This is a genomic window from Tenacibaculum pacificus (genome assembly GCF_027941775.1).
Classification (GTDB): domain Bacteria; phylum Bacteroidota; class Bacteroidia; order Flavobacteriales; family Flavobacteriaceae; genus Polaribacter; species Polaribacter pacificus_A.
The window spans coordinates 1,862,432-1,880,897 of sequence record NZ_CP115917.1 but is presented as its reverse complement, the minus strand read 5'-3'; the positions used below and the strand labels follow the sequence as shown (position 1 = coordinate 1,880,897).

Below are 18,466 nucleotides of genomic sequence, written 5' to 3'. Positions count from 1 at the left end.
CCCTAAGGATTTTCGTAAGTAGGCTATAACTAGCAATAAATTATATACGGTGTTACCCAACGTTTTTATTCCGATTCAATTTTCCAATTTTCCAATTTTCCGTATTCAGAAATCCGTTTATAATTTCATAATCAGGCAATTTCTCAAAGTTTACCTTTAATTTTATTCCGCTATATTTTCCAAATACGATATTGTCAACTCCAAATTCTAGATTTATAAATTCCGTTTTATAATTTTTGTCAAATATTCCAATTTGGTCATAATCCGCAATAATAAATTTATCTTGAGTTGGAATTTCCGCTAAATCTCTAAATTCAGTTTGTTGGTCAAAAAATAGAGTTTCTCTTTTCTCAATATCCAATATATAAAATCCGTCACTTGTCAAAATTGCAACCTGATTTATTTTTTCCGCAATTGCAACTTTTTTAGGTTCTCCTCGAAACATTCCAACCCATTCAATTCCGCTATTTGTTGTGAATTTTATCCAACTCCAAATTTGACTTTTCCACACTGTATTTAGGTCAAAAGTTTTTTCTTCATATTGACCAGAAGTCGGTTGATAAATAAATTCAGCTTTCAATTTTTTCTTTCAGTTTTGAGTGGTTAATGTTGGGTAACGTTTTTATATATGGTTTGTTGCGTATTTCGAGCAACTAATTTAGTAAATAAAAACGGAATAGAAAATCCTTAAGGATTTTCGTAAGTAGTTAATCACAAGCAATGAATTATATATGATGTTGCAAGTAGTGATTTTCTAACTATATTTCTCATTTCTTAATTTTCTATTTAAAATTCTTCTGTTTTATTTTTCCTTCTTTTTTCACGTTTTATTTTCAGCGTTAAATTCTGCCTTTTTTCACGTTTCAGCTTAAAACTCCACCTTAATTAATTTCCGCCTATTTATTCACGATTTATTTTCAGCGTTAAATTCAGCCTTTTTTCACGTTTCAGCTTAAAACTCCGCCTTAATTAATTTCCGCCTATTTATTCACGCTTCATTTTTCAGCGTTCAATTCTGTTTTTTTCTCTTTTTTAGGATTCACTTTCTAAAAATAGAGTAGAAGTCATTTTCAATTTTTCCAGTGCAATATTATTCAATATTAATTTCTAGAAAAGATAAATCACTAATTAGGAATTTCTGAGGAAATTCCGCCATTACTTGCAACGGATTTGTATATGGTTTGTTGCGTGTTTCAAGTTCTAAATATATTAAATAAAAACGGAATAGAAAATCCCCTAAGGATTTTCGTAAGTAGATAAGCACTAGCAATAAATTATATATGTTGTTGCAAGTAGTGATTTTCTAACTAAATTTCTCATTTCTTAATTTTCAATTTTCCCGTTTTATTTCTCTTTTTTTTACGTTTCTACTTAAAACTCCGCCTTAATTAATTTCCACCTATTTATTCACACTTTATTTTCAGCGTTAACTTCTGCTTTTTTCACATTTCTGCTTAAAACTCCACTTTAATTAATTTCCGCCTATTTATTCACGCTTTATTTTCAGCGTTAACTTCTGCTTTTTTCACGTTTCTGCTTAAAACTCCGCTTTAATTAATTTCCGCCTATTTATTCACGCTTCATTTTTCAGCGTTAATTCTGTTTTCTTCTTTTTTAGGATTCATTTTCTAAAAATAGAGTAGCAGTCATTTTCAATTTTTCCAGCGTAATATTATTCAATATTAATTTCTAGAAAAGATAAATCACTAATTAGAAATTTCTGAGGGAATTCCGCCATTACTTGCAACGTTTTTGTATATTATTTGTTGCGTATTTCGAGCAACTAATTTAGTAAATAAAAGCGGAATAGAAAATCCCCTAATGATTTTCGTAGGTAGGCGAGTACTAGTAATAAATTATATACGTTGTTAGGCTTAGTTTTATTCTTCTGTTATTTTTTTCACTCCATTTTTACTTGGAGTAATTTTAATAATATTTCCTGTAACTTCGATAAATTTATCTTTTAATTCAGGAATTTTATTAATAGCTTTTTCAAATTGTGGAGAAGTAATTAATTCACGCCACGGGCTTCCATGTGAGTGGCTCTCCATTAATCGGAGGGGAGCTTCTTCAAGTCTTGTTAGTGCAGAACTAAATAATCGAGCTTCAAAAGCTGGGTCTATTCTAGAAGCTTCTTTTCTATAACCTTCATAGGCTTTTGCAACTGATGCCTTAAAGCTATAATCTTCTGCTAACCTAAAACGTTGATTAATTTGTTTTGTGGAAATCCAAGCAAACCACAATGGGGCTGTTAAACTTAGGATAGCTAATAAACAATTCATCCATATTATACCCCAAACAGGATTTGTAGAGTTTAACGCATTAAGTAAAGTTTCAAACCTAATCGAACCAATCCATATTGCAGAACCTAAGGCTAGTAATAAAGCAAAAACCCATAAATACATTGAACTTTGAGATTTTTTAGCTCTTTCATCAAAAGCAGCTGCAAGCCCTTTGGTTGTAGTAATCTTATATGCTTCTTCACATTTATCAACTAACTTATCTGTTTCAATTTTCTTTAAATTAATAGATTCAACAGTTTTAATTATATTTTTTAAATGTGAATCTATTAATCCTTTATTTTCGCTAGCAGTATTTGTTAAATCTGTAATTATTTTTCTAGCTTTTTTTAAGGCTGCTAAATCTGTTGGTAAAGATTCAGCAGCTTCATTAGCTTCTGTAATTAATTTAATTTTATCTTCAAGTTTTTCCTTTTCTGGGATTATATCAGATAACTGACTTTGTATTGAAGTTAATCTTTTTGATAATTTTGTTGGCATTGCTTTTAAATCGTACAGTACCTCCCAACTATTTATAGGTGTTAAAGTTGATTTTACCCACTCCATTAATGATATAAATACTGGAACAGCTTGATTTCCATGTCCATTATAAAAGTAAACAAGCGTTTTTGTTTTAAATTCTTCAATTTTTTCAGGAATACTATCTATTTGTATTGCAAATTCTTCATCTAATTGAGTGATGTTCAATTTTTTTATATCTGATGAAATATTCTTAGGGATGTTCGCTAAATCGTGTCGACTTAGGTTAGGGAAGTTCCAACCCCAATGTGTACTAAGAGTTTTATCATCACTCCAACCATTTAAAATAGCTTGTGATAAATCATCTAAAGAGTCACACAAATTTTGTAATTTTTCTTCCATTTTTTTAAATTAAGCCTAACGGTTTTATATATGATTTGTTGCGTATTTCAAGTTCTAAATATATTAAATAAAAACGGAATAGAAAATCCCCTAAGGATTTTCGTAAGTAGATAAGCACTAGGAATAAATTATATATGTTGTTGCAAGTAGTGATTTTCTAACTAAATTTCTCATTTATTAATTTTCAATTTTCCCGTTTTATTTCTCTTTTTTTTACGTTTCTACTTAAGACTCCGCCTTAATTAATTTCCACCTATTTATTTACGCTTTATTTTCAGCGTTAACTTCTGCTTTTTTCACGTTTCTGCTTAAAACTCCGCTTTAATTAATTTCTGCCTATTTATTCACGCTTCATTTTTCAGAGTTAATTCTGTTTTCCTCTTTTTTAGGATTCATTTTCTAAAAATAGAGTAGAAGTCATTTTCAATTTTTCCAGCGTAATATTATTCAATATTAATTTCTAGAAAAGATAAATAACTAATTAGAAATTTCTGAGGGAATTCCGCCATTACTTGCAACGTTGTTGTATATGGTTTGTTGCGTATTTCGAGCAACTAATTTAGTAAATAAAAACGGAATAGAAAATCCGTAAAGGATTTTCGCGAGTAGTTAATCACAAGCAATGAATTATATATGGTGTTGCAAGTAGTGATTTTCTAACTATATTTCTCATTTCTTAATTTTCTATTTAAAATTCTTCTGTTTTATTTTTCCTTCTTTTTTCACGTTTTAGCTTAAAACTCCGCCTTAATTAATTTCCGCTTATTTATTCACGATTTATTTTCAGCGTTAAATTCTGCCTTTTTTCACGTTTCAGCTTAAAACTCCGCCTTAATTAATTTCCGCCTATTTATTCACGATTCATTTTTCAGAGTTCAATTCTGTTTTTTTCTCTTTTTTAGGATTCATTTTCTAAAAATAGAGTAGCAGTCATTTTCAATTTTTCCAGCGCAATATTATTCAATATTAATTTCTAGAAAAGATAAATCACTAATTAGGAATTTCTGAGGAAATTCCGCCATTACTTGCAACGTTTTTGTATATTATTTGTTGCGTATTTCAAGCACTAAAGTTAGTAAATAAAAGCGGAATAGAAAATCCCCCTAAGGATTTTCGTAAGTAGGCTAGAACTAGCAATAAATTATATACGGTGTTGCCATTATTTTTTTTTTGTGTCTTTTGATGAAACTACTTGTGTTTTAGCACCATAAATTTCAAATGCAACTTTGGCTTTATTTCTTGTTCTTTTGTCATCCGATACAAAATAGTCAAAATATGATGAATAAAAACTATGACTTGCATCCCAAAGTCTGGCGTAATTTGATTTTGAATTATATTTGTCTTTCCAATATCCTATTAAGTCTAATAATTCAAAAACACCTGCAAATCTATTTCCCATTCCCATTTCTTTTCCTTGCGGATGAAGATTAACTCCATTTTCAATCATACCAACAAGTGATAATCCGCCTAGAGCTTCGCTTCGGGTATTTACTTGCTCGATAACTTCTTTTGGTGAGTAATTGTTCATCAGTTTAGAGTCAATTTCCATTCTTTCTCTAAAATCATTTTTCTGTTCTTCGCTGATTGTATTTAACATCGCTTTAATTGCGCTTTGAGTAGATGTGACATCCTTAATTGTATTATAAACTGTTTTGGGATTTTCAATTTGACTAAATACCTTATTAGATGGTAATTCTTGAGTTATATAATTATTATTTGTGACTAAGCTAATAGTAGCAAAGCGCTTCTCAAGTCGATTTTTGAGTTCCACGTCCGTTTTGGCAGTCATTTCATTAGCTTCTTGTAAATGTGCGGACGAATAATAAAATTCAGTTATATTTTCGTCAATATTATTCCGCAAATCGTCTATTGAAATTAAACCTTGTTCAATGTCAATTAAAATATTATTATCTAAATATGCTGTTTTTTTCAAAATTAATGGCAACGGTTTTATATATGGTTTGTTGCGTATTTCAAGTTACTAATATAGTTTAAAAAACTCAAACATCTACATTTGCGAGTATTTTCCGCAGGAAAATAAATGAGCAATGAATTATATATGTTGTTGCCAAATGCGACTTTTTGTTTAAATTCTAAATTTTCAATATTTTCTAAATTATTTAATTTGAATAAAACATAATTCAGCATTTTTTAATTCCGTAATATTTATTTTCAGTTTTTATAATCCTCCAAATTTTCAATATTTTCTAAACTATTCAATTTGAGTAAAACTTTAATTCCACGTTTTAAATTCCGCGATATTTATTTTCAGCCTTTATAATATTCTGAAATTTGAATAAATTCTAAATTATTCAATTTAAGTAAAATGTCAATTCCACTTTTTTTATTCCGTAATATTGGTTTTCAGCATTTTATTTTTCCGAGTTTTTGGCAACGTTTTTATATATGGTTTGTTGCGTTTTTCGAGCAACTAATTTAGTAAATAAAAACGGAATAGAAAATCCCTAAGGATTTTCGTAAGTAGTTAATCACAAGCAATAAATTATATATGGTGTTGCAATTAGTGATTTTCTAACTATATTTCTCGTTTTTTAATTTTCAATTTTTCCGTTTTATTTCTCTTTCTTTTTTTTTTCACGCTTTATTTTCAGCGTTAACTTCTGCCTTTTTTTCACGTTTCAGCTTAAAACTCCGCCTTAATTAATTTCCGCCTATTTATTCACGATTCATTTTTCAGCGTTCAATTCTTTTTTTCTCTTTTTTAGGATTCATTTTCTAAAAATAGAGTAGAAGTCATTTTCAATTTTTCTAGCGCAATATTTTTCAATATTAATTTCTAGAAAAGATAAATCACTAATTAGGAATTTCTGGCTGAAATTCCGCCATTAATTGCAACGTTTTTGTGTACGGTTTCGTTGCGAAAACATAGCACTAATATAGTTTAAAAAACGAGAACTTTAACACGCGGGAGGATTTTCTGCAAGAAAATCAATAAGCAATGAACTATGCACGCTGTTGGGTTTTCGTTTTATAGTTTTTGTATTTTCTTCTACCTATTTTTTAAATTCTCATATTTTACAGTAATTATTTTTCTCAAAGTTTTTAATTCTACGGTTTTAATTTTCACGTTTTTAGCTTCAATTCCGATTTTTCATATTTTTAAAAATTTTTCAAAAAGTAAAATAATGTAGAATTTTATTTTAAAACTCTTTCATTTCACGTTTCTATTTTCACACAACAGTTTTCAATCAGAATTTTTCAAAATGCAAAAAATATTATTAAAAAAACTATAGTTTTTAAAATGACTTTTCACACAACAGTTTTCAATTAGAATTTTTCAAAATGTAAAAAATATTCTTAAAAAACTATAATTTTCAAAATGATTTTTTGTGCGATTTCCTGAGGTAATTAAAGAAGCTTTTTTCTAAATATTTTTCGAGCTATTTTAAATTTTATTTAAAAACTAAATTTTCAAATTTTAACGATTTCCGCTAATGAAACCCAACGTTTTTGTATATTATTTGTTGCGTATTTCGAGCAACTAATTTAGTAAATAAAAGCGTAATAGAAAATCCCCCAAGGATTTTCGTAAGTAGGCTAGTACTAGTAATAAATTATATACAGTGTTGTGCGTAGTTTTTATATTAATTTTCCTTTTATTTGGATTATTAAATCCGATGTATGCTTTTCTAAATTTTCCATTTTATCAATCTGTTCATTTATTTGTTCGTCAAAGTGGTCAATCCAACTTTTCAAATCGGAAATCAGCTTACTGACTGATATTTTACGTTCATTAAATTCCCATTTTCCTGATTTGTCTTTTTCTCTTACCACATTAGAAAACTCAATCTTCTGTATAATTTCATTAGATTCAGTTTGAGTTTCGTTAGAGATTGACATACTTACATTTGATTTATTTGTAAATGTTCCCGAATAAATTGTCGATAATATTATTTCGTCAGTTCCAAGATAATTTTTTCTCCAGCTCAAAAATCCATATACAGGCAAATCCTCAACAGATAAAACTTGAGAAATTCGTTCCTCAAAATGTTGATTCGAGTTTCTAAAATCAATTGCTTTGATAATTTCAGACAGTTTAGGTTCAGTTTTACTTATTCCAAATTCACGACAAATAATTTTCCCGAACATTTGAGCATTATTAACTATAGACCACACATCTGAAAATATTTCTGGAAAATCGAGTGGTTCAATATCTTTATTTTCGGTTTGTTCAGAGAGTTTTTTTATCAGTCTTTCGTGTGATAATTGACAAATATCCAAACTATATCTTATTGCATTAAAAGAAACAACTTGTTTTGGTAACAAAATTGTAGGTGGATTTCTAATATGTGAATTTAATGGTAGAATCATTTCTTAAATTACGCACAACGGTTTTATATATGGTTTGTTGCGTGTTTTGAGCAACTAATATAGTTTAAAAAACTCAAACATCTACATTTGCGAGTATTTTCCGCAGGAAAATAAATGAGCAATGAATTATATATGTTGTTGCTAAATGCGATTTTTCGTTTAATTTTTTACTATAATATTCAATTTTACGAAAACTTTAATTCAATTTTTTTAAACTCCACCATATTTGTTTTCATTTTTTATAAGACTCAAAATTTTCAATATTTTCTAAATTATTGAATTTGAGTAAAACTTTATTTCAATGTTTTAAATTCCGCGATATTTATTTTCAGTTTTATAAGACTCAAAATTTTCAATATTTTCTAAACTATTCAATTTGAGTAAAACTTTACTTCACGTTTTAAATTCCGCGATATTTATTTTCAGTTTTTTAAAAAACTCTAATTTTTCAATATTTTCTAAATTATTGAATTTGAGTAAAACTTTATTTCACGTTTTAAATTCCGCGATATTTATTTTCAGCTTTTAAAAAACTCTAAATTTTCAATATTTTCTAAATTATTCAATTTGAGTAAAATTATAATTCTACGTTTTCAATTCCGCAATATTGGTTTTCAGCATTTTATTTTTCCGAGTTTTTAGCAACGTTTTTGTATATTATTTGTTGCGTTTTTCGAGCATTAAATATAGTAAATAAAAGCCGAATAGAAAATCCCCTAAGGATTTTCGTAAGTAGGTTAGCACTAGCAATAAATTATATACGGTGTTACCAAACGTAATTATTCAATTTTTAATTTCTTTATTATACTTTCTAGAGCTAAGGTTTGTTTTTCAGTTAATTTTCCTTTTTTCTCACAACTCGATTTTAAAGAATTCACGAAAGTTTTGTCAAACCAAGATTTGTCCTCAGCCCATTTTAAAACAAGATTTATTCTCGTAAAATTCGAATTCGATTCATAACTCGTGAAGTCAATTAGTTTCTGATTTATTCTTTCTCTAATAGCTAATTGTTTGTCCGATAATTTCCTTTTTCTAATTGTGTCAGAATAGAATTTATAATCAAATTCCGTTAAAACATTCTTTTTTCTTAAATATTCCAAAACTTCAGGACTCATACTTTTGGATTTGTCTATTTTTAGTTTTTTAATTGATGTGAAAATTTTATTTCCATCTTCGATTCCTAAAAATTTATTTACGCAACAATTCCCAACTTCCGTTTCGTTTTTGTTGTCACTATTTTTTATTACACAAACATTTTTAATTGGATAATGTCCACAAAGGCATCTTTGCAATTCTTCGCTATAATAAGCGTATTCGAAATTCCATTCAAGTTTTGCGCTACTCCAAATGTCAGAATTACTTAATTTAATAATTTCCTCTGTCAATTTATAGTGCATTTTCTGGTCGGGTTTTTTTATGTTTGGTAACGTTTTTGTGCATGGTTTCGTTGCGAAAACATAGCACTAATATAGTTTAAAAAACGAGAACTTTAACACGCGGGAGGATTTTCTGCAAGAAAATCAATAAGCAATGAACTATGCACGCTGTTGGGTTTTCGTTTTATAGTTTTTGTATTTTCTTCTACCTATTTTTTAAATTCTCATATTTTACAGTAATTATTTTTCTCAAAGTTTTTAATTCTACGGTTTTAATTTTCACGTTTTTAGCTTCAATTCCGATTTTTCATATTTTTAAAAATTTTTCAAAAAGTAAAATAATGTAGAATTTTATTTTAAAACTCTTTCATTTCACGTTTCTATTTTCACACAACAGTTTTCAATCAGAATTTTTCAAAATGCAAAAAATATTATTAAAAAAACTATAGTTTTTAAAATGACTTTTCACACAACAGTTTTCAATTAGAATTTTTCAAAATGTAAAAAATATTCTTAAAAAACTATAATTTTCAAAATGATTTTTTGTGCGATTTCCTGAGGTAATTAAAGAAGCTTTTTTCTAAATATTTTTCGAGCTATTTTAAATTTTATTTAAAAACTAAATTTTCAAATTTTAACGATTTCCGCTAATGAAACCCAACGTTTTTATATATGGTTTGTTGCGTGTTTCAAGTTCTAAATATATTAAATAAAAACGGAATAGAAAATCCCCTAAGGATTTTCGTAAGTAGATAAGCACTAGGAATAAATTATATATGTTGTTGCAAGTAGTGATTTTCTAACTAAATTTCTCATTTATTAATTTTCAATTTTCCCGTTTTATTTCTCTTTTTTTTACGTTTCTACTTAAAACTCTGCCTTAATTAATTTCCACCTATTTATTCACGCTTTATTTTCAGCGTTAACTTCTGCTTTTTTCACATTTCTGCTTAAAACTCCACTTTAATTAATTTCCGTCTATTTATTCACGCTTTATTTTCAGCGTTAACTTCTGCTTTTTTCACGTTTCTGCTTAAAACTCCGCTTTAATTAATTTCCGCCTATTTATTCACGCTTCATTTTCAGAGTTAATTCTGTTTTCTTCTTTTTTAGGATTCATTTTCTAAAAATAGAGTAGCAGTCATTTTCAATTTTTCCAGCGTAATATTATTCAATATTAATTTCTAGAAAAGATAAATCACTAATTAGAAATTTCTGAGGGAATTCCGCCATTACTTGCAACGTTTTTGTATATGGTTTGTTGCGTGGTTTAAGCAACTAATTTAGTAAATAATTACCGACCAAGAAAGTCCGCGAGGACTTTCGTAAGTAGGCGAGAAGCCAGCAATAAATTATATACGGTGTTGGCAGTAGTTATTCTTCTTCCGTAACTTCATATTTTTCTATTGCTGTTTTAAAAAGAGAATCACACTCATCTTTGAAAACATTTTTATTTCCAAGTAATTCAGAAAATTTTTCTTGTATACTTTTATAAACTATCTGATGAGCTTTGTGACCAATACTTTCTTCTAAATATTCGTCCATTTCAAAATCATCGGTAATAGCATTATTTAAAAGATACATTAAATCTTCTTTAGATATTTTGTCAATTTCAGTCCATTCATTTAATTGTGATAGATAATGACCTTTATTATTCTCAATTTTTAAGTATTTCATAAGCTTGGTTTCTTCTTCTATTGTATTCGTCTTGACCTGCTTCTAAGCAATTCAACATAATTTCAAAATTATCAATTGTTTCTCCATCTACAGATTTTAATTGTTTGTCAGCAGGAAAGCCTGAAAAAGTTTTATATTCAATTTCTCCATTTACTATTTCTCTTTTTGTACAAGCAATAAAATTAGGTTTAATTGAAGCTCCAACTGTACTATTGTGTGTTACAATTATTACTGGAATTGATTTTGAAATATCTCTTAATAATTCATTAACTTCATTTTTAAGGAAAATGTTATCGAAAGACGATTCTGGTTCATCTATCAAAAGCATATTGTGCTTTAATGCATCATTTATTTCGTGTAAAAGATTAAATTCAGACCTTTCTCCACCAGAAACAGGAAAGCCAAGTTTGTTCAGTGTTTTGTATTCGATATCTACAAAGTATTTAAAAATTTCTGTATCTTCTATTTCTGCTTTTTTTAGAGCTAATAAATAAGAATAAGGTTCATGATATTTATTAAAAGCAGGAACTAAAGAAATTTGTCTGCTACAAACCTTTTTCAAATGCGAAGCATTTGAAAACCTTTTTGTTGAAGCGACAATTTTAAAACCTCTAATTTCCTTTTTATCAATTTCTTTTTCACTTTTGATATTATTAACTATTGTGATGAATTTTTTAATTTTTTCATTATCGATTAGTGTTCTGTAGAAGTCAACATCAGTTGGGATAGATGAGGAAGTTCTAAATCTTAGTTCATCTTTAACTTTAGTAATTAAAGTGTTAACCCAATCCTTTTTTAGATTTGATTCTTCAATCTCAATATACTCTTTCATTAAATCAAGTTCTAATGATTCAAGAGATTTAGCATTTAAGTGACGATTAATTATTGTTTTATATTCAGTATTTTCTTTTAATGCTACAGTAGCATTAATTAATTTTTTTAGACCTAATAAGTCTTTTTCTCCAAAATGATTTTCACTAAATAACTTAGTGTTTGAATAAGCATCTGCTTTTTCATTATCTGAAGCAAATTTTAAAAGTGAATTTAGATAATTTTCAATTTCAACTTCGTTTTGTTTTAAGTCAATATCTTTAACAGAGTCAACAACTTTCTTAAATTCTTTTAAATAATCTTCTGAAACAGAACTGTGTCTTCTTGATAATAATTCTTCAAATTTTTGAGCGTCATCTTGAAGAAGAGAGAATTGTTTGATGTATTTAATATTTTCGTGTGTATTATGAATTTTATTTAATGTTACAGTTTTTCCTGTAGAACGTTGTCCTAAAATAACATTTAAACCAGTTGAGAGCATTAAGCCTTCTGCTGTCGCTCTGAAAAACTCATTTCCTTCTTCCTTTGTTAAAAAAACTTTTTGTTTGTCAGTCAAGCAGGATTTAATTCCTGAAAGAGTTATTTCTTCAAGGTCAACCCAAGTTTGTTGAGTTGAAAAGTTTTTCATTTCTGAAAAATAACGTGAGTCGCTGAAAATTACAGGTACTAAACTCTCACTATCTTTTATACAAGTTTTGAATTTTTTATAACTTGAAACTTCTCCAGCAGTTATTAAGGTTTCAATTTGTTCAATAACCTTTGGTTTAATTATAGGTTTTTTATGATAATGAGGAATTACTAAGTATTTATCTAAATTAGGAAAAATGTCTTTGAATTCATCTAAAGTTATATAATCATCTTTTGTCTCTATTAAATTATTTACACGTTTGCATTTTTTTGAAAAATCATTAATTTCAGATAAATCATCGTTGTCAGAAATGACAAGTAAATGACCTCTTTCTAAATCTATTTCTATTCCAGGAAATACGATAATATCTAAATTGTCTTTTATTGTGTTATATTGATTAAAATCAAAAGTATTATGGTTTGTAATTGCGATACAATCAATTTCAAGTTTCTCAATATATTCTTTCAATTTTGAAAGGTCAAAATCAAAATGATAATCGCTAACAGTAGAAATTGTATGAATATGTAAATCGATTTTTTTCATTGATTTCGTGTTTTTTTTAAAATTACTGCCAACGTTCAGTATATGAAAAGTAGGGCAGAGGATAAGCACTACTTTTACGGTTTATAACTTAGCTAAATATAAATATTTTGCTTTTATTTTTGGTTTAAATGCCAAATTTTATATTTAGCGGACTTTGTAAATAAACACAGAACTTTGGAGTTAACACAAAAGCCCTGTTTTTTATATACATTGTTGGCATTAGTTTTTTATAAACGACCAAATAATTCAAAACCATCATTATAATAAGGAATTATTTCCTCCGAATTTAAGTTTTCATTTCTGATTTTTGAAGATATATTAAACATATCAATCAAGTCATTAAAATCATTAAGCTTAAGTTCTATTTTACCCATTTCAATTATTTCGTGTTGAGATATGAGATTAGCCTCTTCAATAGCTGTTTTTGAAAATTTCTTTCTTGTTGAAATAATTAAACCTTTAGGTATTTTTCGTGCTAATAATGTTCCTCCAACTTCCCTAACCACAGAAACAGCTTCAGCTCCTTTCTTTTTTTCTCTCCATTTTATTTGAATTATCATTTTTTCATTTTCTCCCAATATAGCTAATGCATCTATTCCTCCGTCTTTAGTTCCTCCGATACCTTTAACTTCGCATTTCAGATAATCACTTAAAACACTCGGCATTAATTTTTCAGCTTGTCTAGGAGTTAAATTATATAATCTATCGACATTTTGTTGTAAATGATTTATTAATAATTCTAATTTTACATCATCAGGATTAGAAATAAAATTTAATCTACCTAAGTTACCTCTCGTGTTTGTAGGGCCTCCAGGTCTTGTACCTCTACCTCCCCAATAAAAGCAGTTTTTACAAACAAATGCAATTCCTAAGTTTTCCGGAAGCACCAATTTTTCCATACTTGTTCTACAATAAGGACAAGTACGAAATTTTAATAGTCTAAAAACTTCGTTTTCAGCAATTGAATCATATTGTAAACCTAAAAGATGTCTTTTAAGATCAGGATCCCATCCATCATTTTCAGGTCTCCAATCAGTATCAATCCATTTATTGTTAGGCTCATCTATTTTAACTATCAACTCATTTCTGATATTAAATAAAAATTCTTTCTCAAAAACAGGTATTCTTAGTTGTTCTCTCATTTTTAATTAATGCCAACGTATTTGTGCATGGTTTCGTTGCGGAATTACAGCACTAATATAGTTTAAAAAACTAAAACTTCAACGTGCGCGAGGATTTTCTGCAAGAAAATCAACAAGCAATGAACTATGCACGCTGTTGGGTTTTCGTTTTATATTTTTTGTATTTTTTTTCTACCTATTTTTTAAATTCTCATATTTTACAGTAATTATTTTTCTCAAAGTTTTTAATTCTACGGTTTTAATTTTCACGCTTTGAGCTTCAATTTCTATTTTTCATATTTTCTAAAATTTTTCAAAATGTAGAAAATGTAAAATTTGATTTTAAAACTCTTTCATTTCACGTTTCTATTTTCACACAACAGTTTTGAACTATAATTTTTCAAAATATAGAAAATGTAAAATTTGATTTTAAAATTCTCTCATTTTATATTTCTATTTTCACACAACAATTTTCAATTAGAATTTTTCAAAATGTAAAAAACATTCTTAAAAAACTATAATTTTCAAAATGATTTTTTGTGTGATTTCCTGAGGTAATTACAGGAGCTTTTTCTAAATATTTTCTCTGCTATTTTTAAATTTTATTTAAAAACTAAATTTTCAAATTTTAACGATTTCCGCTAATGAAACCCAACGTATTTGTGCATGGTTTCGTTGCGGAATTACAGCACTAATATAGTTTAAAAAATTAAAACTTCAACGTGCGCGAGGATTTTCTGCAAGAAAATCAACAAGCAATGAACTATGCACGCTGTTGGGTTTTCGTTTTATATTTTTTGTATTTTTTTTCTACCTATTTTTTAAATTCTCATATTTTACAGTAATTATTTTTCTCAAAGTTTTTAATTCTACGGTTTTAATTTTCACGCTTTGAGCTTCAATTTCTATTTTTCATATTTTCTAAAATTTTTCAAAATGTAGAAAATGTAAAATTTGATTTTAAAACTCTTTCATTTCACGTTTCTATTTTCACACAACAGTTTTGAACTATAATTTTTCAAAATATAGAAAATGTAAAATTTGATTTTAAAATTCTCTCATTTTATATTTCTATTTTCACACAACAATTTTCAATTAGAATTTTTCAAAATGTAAAAAACATTCTTAAAAAACTATAATTTTCAAAATGATTTTTTGTGTGATTTCCTGAGGTAATTACAGGAGCTTTTTCTAAATATTTTCTCTGCTATTTTTAAATTTTATTTAAAAACTAAATTTTCAAATTTTAACGATTTCTGTATTGTCCTGAAATAGGTTGACCTTTTTTTTTGAATTTATAAGGTTAATAATTCCAGATTTTTTTTATTTCTTCGATATGATTTATATTCGATATTTTGATTTATATGAACCTTCTTAGGAGTATTTAAATCGAGACTTAAATGTGGACGAAGGTTGTTATAAATATTAATAGCACTTTTTGTAATTTTCTTTGCTAAAATAGTGTTTTTAATTGTTAGTTTCAAACCATATTCATATTTTAAAGTTCTATTAATTCTTTCAGCGATAGCATTTTCATATGGATCATATTTTTCAGTCATACTCATAATTAAACCATTTTTTTCAGCAAATAGGGTATAAGTCGGATTGCAATATTGTAGTCCTCTATCTGAATGATGAATTAGTTTTTCATTCGGATATTTTCGATTTTTGATAGCCATTTTGAGTGCATCTATACAAAGCGATGTTCTCATATGTGTGTCTAATTTATACCCCATTATTTTCTTAGAATATGCATCTGTTACTAAAGCTAAATAATTATGACCTTTTTCTGTTTTTATATAGGTAATATCTGTTACCCAAAGTTGTTCCGCTCTTGTCGGGATTTTGTTTGATACAAGGTTTTTATACTTATAAAAATGATGTTTAGAATTCGTTGTAATATGATAGTTTTTTGTTCTAGGTACTAGTAATCTATGGCTTCTTAAGAAATTATAGAACTTGTCTCGCCCTATTTTTATTCCTTTTTTATCGATATCAATTTTTAATTGATGATATAGTTTTTTAGCCCCTAATTTCTGACCAATTCTATCACGACATTGTTTGACTAATTGTGTTAATATAAGTTCGTTATTTTGCTTTATTTGATAAGATTTTAATCGTTTGTAAAAGGCCTGTTTACTAATCCCAAAACATTGAATTAACCATTTTCTTTTAAACGGTTTTGCTTCTTTTTTTGAATCTCTTCTGCTAATGTTTTGGGCAATGACTTTTTTGACATATCGACACCAGTAATGATTTCCATATCAGCGATAATATCTTGTTGAAAATCTTTTACAAATTCTAGTTCTTCAATTTTCTCTTTGAGTTTTTTGATTTCATCTTGTTTACTCACGCTTAATTTTTTTTGTTCAAAAGTACTATATTTTTTGATCCAGTACTGAATTGTAGCTCTAGAAATATCGTATTTTTTAGCGGCGTAATTAACAGAAATACGTCCATTATGAATTTGGTCAATGATGAATAATTTGAGTTCAAAACCTACTTTATTGTAGTTCTTTTTTCGGCAGGGTAGTTTTGTCTTTGTGTCCATAGTTTAACTAAAAGTGTTTAAATTTTAGTCAACCTATTTCAGGATTTTACATTCCGCTAATGAAACCCAACGGTTTTATATATGGTTTGTTGCGTGTTTCAAGTTCTAAATATATTAAATAAAAACGGAATAGAAAATCGCCTAAGGATTTTCGTAAGTAGATAAGCACTAGCAATAAATTATATATGTTGTTGCAAATAGTGATTTTCTAACTAAATTTCTCATTTCTTAATTTTCAATTTTTCCGTTTTATTTCTCTTTCTTTTTTTACGTTTCTACTTAAAACTCCACTTTAATTAATTTCCGCCTATTTATTCACGCTTTATTTTCAGCGTTAACTTCTTCCTTTTTTCACGTTTCTGCTTAAAACTCCGCTTTAATTAATTTCTACCTATGTATTGTCCTGAAATAGGTTGACCTTTTTTTTGAATTTATAAGGTTAATAATTCCAGATTTTTTTTATTTCTTCGATATGATTTATATTCGATATTTTGATTTATATGAACCTTCTTAGGAGTATTTAAATCGAGACTTAAATGTGGACGAAGGTTGTTATAAATATTAATAGCACTTTTTGTAATTTTCTTTGCTAAAATAGTGTTTTTAATTGTTAGTTTCAAACCATATTCATATTTTAAAGTTCTATTAATTCTTTCAGCGATAGCATTTTCATATGGATCATATTTTTCAGTCATACTCATAATTAAACCATTTTTTTCAGCAAATAGGGTATAAGTCGGATTGCAATATTGTAGTCCTCTATCTGAATGATGAATTAGTTTTTCATTCGGATATTTTCGATTTTTGATAGCCATTTTGAGTGCATCTATACAAAGCGATGTTCTCATATGTGTGTCTAATTTATACCCCATTATTTTCTTAGAATATGCATCTGTTACTAAAGCTAAATAATTATGACCTTTTTCTGTTTTTATATAGGTAATATCTGTTACCCAAAGTTGTTCCGCTCTTGTCGGGATTTTGTTTGATACAAGGTTTTTATACTTATAAAAATGATGTTTAGAATTCGTTGTAATATGATAGTTTTTTGTTCTAGGTACTAGTAATCTATGGCTTCTTAAGAAATTATAGAACTTGTCTCGCCCTATTTTTATTCCTTTTTTATCGATATCAATTTTTAATTGATGATATAGTTTTTTAGCCCCTAATTTCTGACCAATTCTATCACGACATTGTTTGACTAATTGTGTTAATATAAGTTCGTTATTTTGCTTTATTTGATAAGATTTTAATCGTTTGTAAAAGGCCTGTTTACTAATCCCAAAACATTGAATTAACCATTTTCTTTTAAACGGTTTTGCTTCTTTTTTTGAATCTCTTCTGCTAATGTTTTGGGCAATGACTTTTTTGACATATCGACACCAGTAATGATTTCCATATCAGCGATAATATCTTGTTGAAAATCTTTTACAAATTCTAGTTCTTCAATTTTCTCTTTGAGTTTTTTGATTTCATCTTGTTTACTCACGCCTAATTTTTTTTGTTCAAAAGTACTATATTTTTTGATCCAGTACTGAATTGTAGCTCTAGAAATATCGTATTTTTTAGCGGCGTAATTAACAGAAATACGTCCATTATGAATTTGGTCAATGATGAATAATTTGAGTTCAAAACCTACTTTATTGTAGTTCTTTTTTCGGCAGGGTAGTTTTGTCTTTGTGTCCATAGTTTAACTAAAAGTGTTTAAATTTTAGTCAACCTATTTCAGGATTTTACACTATTTATTCACGCTTCATTTTTCAGAGCTTAATTCTGTTTTTCTCTTTTTAGGATTTATTTTCTAAAAATAGAGTAGTAGTCATTTTCAATTTTTCCAGCGTAATATTATTCAATATTAATTTCTAGAAAAGATAAATCACTAATTAGGAATTTCTGAGGAAATTCCGCCATTATTTGCAACGTTTTTGTGCATGGTTTCGTTGCGAAAACATAGCACTAATATAGTTTAAAAAACGAGAACTTTAACATGCGGGAGGATTTTCTGCAAGAAAATCAATAAGCAATGAACTATGCACGCTGTTGGGTTTTCGTTTTATAGTTTTTGTATTTTCTTCTACCTATTTTTTAAATTCTCATATTTTACAGTAATTATTTTTCTCAAAGTTTTTAATTCTACGGTTTTAATTTTCACGTTTTTAGCTTCAATTCCGATTTTTCATATTTTTAAAAATTTTTCAAAAAGTAAAATAATGTAGAATTTTATTTTAAAACTCTTTCATTTCACG

At 27.5% G+C, this 18,466-nt stretch carries 12 protein-coding genes; all 12 read right to left on the bottom strand.

The genetic code is table 11. From position 1 onward, the window contains the following. Positions 1-52: 52 nt before the first annotated feature. The gene (locus PG913_RS08525) at positions 53-580 is read right to left on the bottom strand and encodes a hypothetical protein (protein ID WP_271230370.1); all 528 of its coding nucleotides are present in this window, start codon (positions 578-580) and stop codon (positions 53-55) included. 1,300 nt (positions 581-1,880) lie between these two features. Then, entirely contained in the window at positions 1,881-3,161 is a 1,281-nt protein-coding gene (locus PG913_RS08520) for an AAA family ATPase (protein WP_271230369.1), read from the bottom strand. Positions 3,162-4,320: 1,159 nt separating this feature from the next. Further along, positions 4,321-5,106, bottom strand: coding sequence for a hypothetical protein (locus PG913_RS08515; protein ID WP_271230368.1), 786 nt, complete (start codon positions 5,104-5,106; stop codon positions 4,321-4,323). Positions 5,107-6,761: 1,655 nt separating this feature from the next. Then, entirely contained in the window at positions 6,762-7,493 is a 732-nt protein-coding gene (locus PG913_RS08510; RefSeq protein WP_271230367.1) for a hypothetical protein, read from the bottom strand. A 779-nt stretch (positions 7,494-8,272) separates the two neighbouring features. Beyond that, a complete protein-coding gene (locus PG913_RS08505; RefSeq protein ID WP_271230366.1) occupies positions 8,273-8,878 on the bottom strand; it encodes a hypothetical protein in 606 nt (201 codons plus the stop codon). A gap of 1,365 nt (positions 8,879-10,243) precedes the next feature. Further along, the gene (locus PG913_RS08500) at positions 10,244-10,546 is read right to left on the bottom strand and encodes a hypothetical protein (RefSeq protein WP_271230365.1); all 303 of its coding nucleotides are present in this window, start codon (positions 10,544-10,546) and stop codon (positions 10,244-10,246) included. After that, entirely contained in the window at positions 10,527-12,548 is a 2,022-nt protein-coding gene (locus tag PG913_RS08495) for a histidinol-phosphatase (RefSeq protein ID WP_271230364.1), read from the bottom strand. Before PG913_RS08495 ends, PG913_RS08500 begins: the two co-directional genes overlap by 20 nt. 227 nt (positions 12,549-12,775) lie before the next feature. Further along, positions 12,776-13,690, bottom strand: a complete 915-nt coding sequence (locus PG913_RS08490; protein ID WP_271230363.1) for a restriction endonuclease — start codon at positions 13,688-13,690, stop codon at positions 12,776-12,778. 1,274 nt (positions 13,691-14,964) lie between these two features. Next, positions 14,965-15,813, bottom strand: a complete 849-nt coding sequence (locus PG913_RS08485; protein ID WP_233885030.1) for an IS3 family transposase — start codon at positions 15,811-15,813, stop codon at positions 14,965-14,967. Between the two features lie 14 nt (positions 15,814-15,827). Further along, positions 15,828-16,220, bottom strand: coding sequence for a transposase (locus PG913_RS08480; RefSeq protein WP_271230362.1), 393 nt, complete (start codon positions 16,218-16,220; stop codon positions 15,828-15,830). Between the two features lie 431 nt (positions 16,221-16,651). After that, complete coding sequence (locus PG913_RS08475; protein ID WP_233885030.1) at positions 16,652-17,500, bottom strand: IS3 family transposase; 849 nt, start codon at positions 17,498-17,500, stop codon at positions 16,652-16,654. Positions 17,501-17,514: 14 nt separating this feature from the next. Next, the gene (locus tag PG913_RS08470; protein ID WP_271230305.1) at positions 17,515-17,907 is read right to left on the bottom strand and encodes a transposase; all 393 of its coding nucleotides are present in this window, start codon (positions 17,905-17,907) and stop codon (positions 17,515-17,517) included. Positions 17,908-18,466 lie beyond the last annotated feature (559 nt).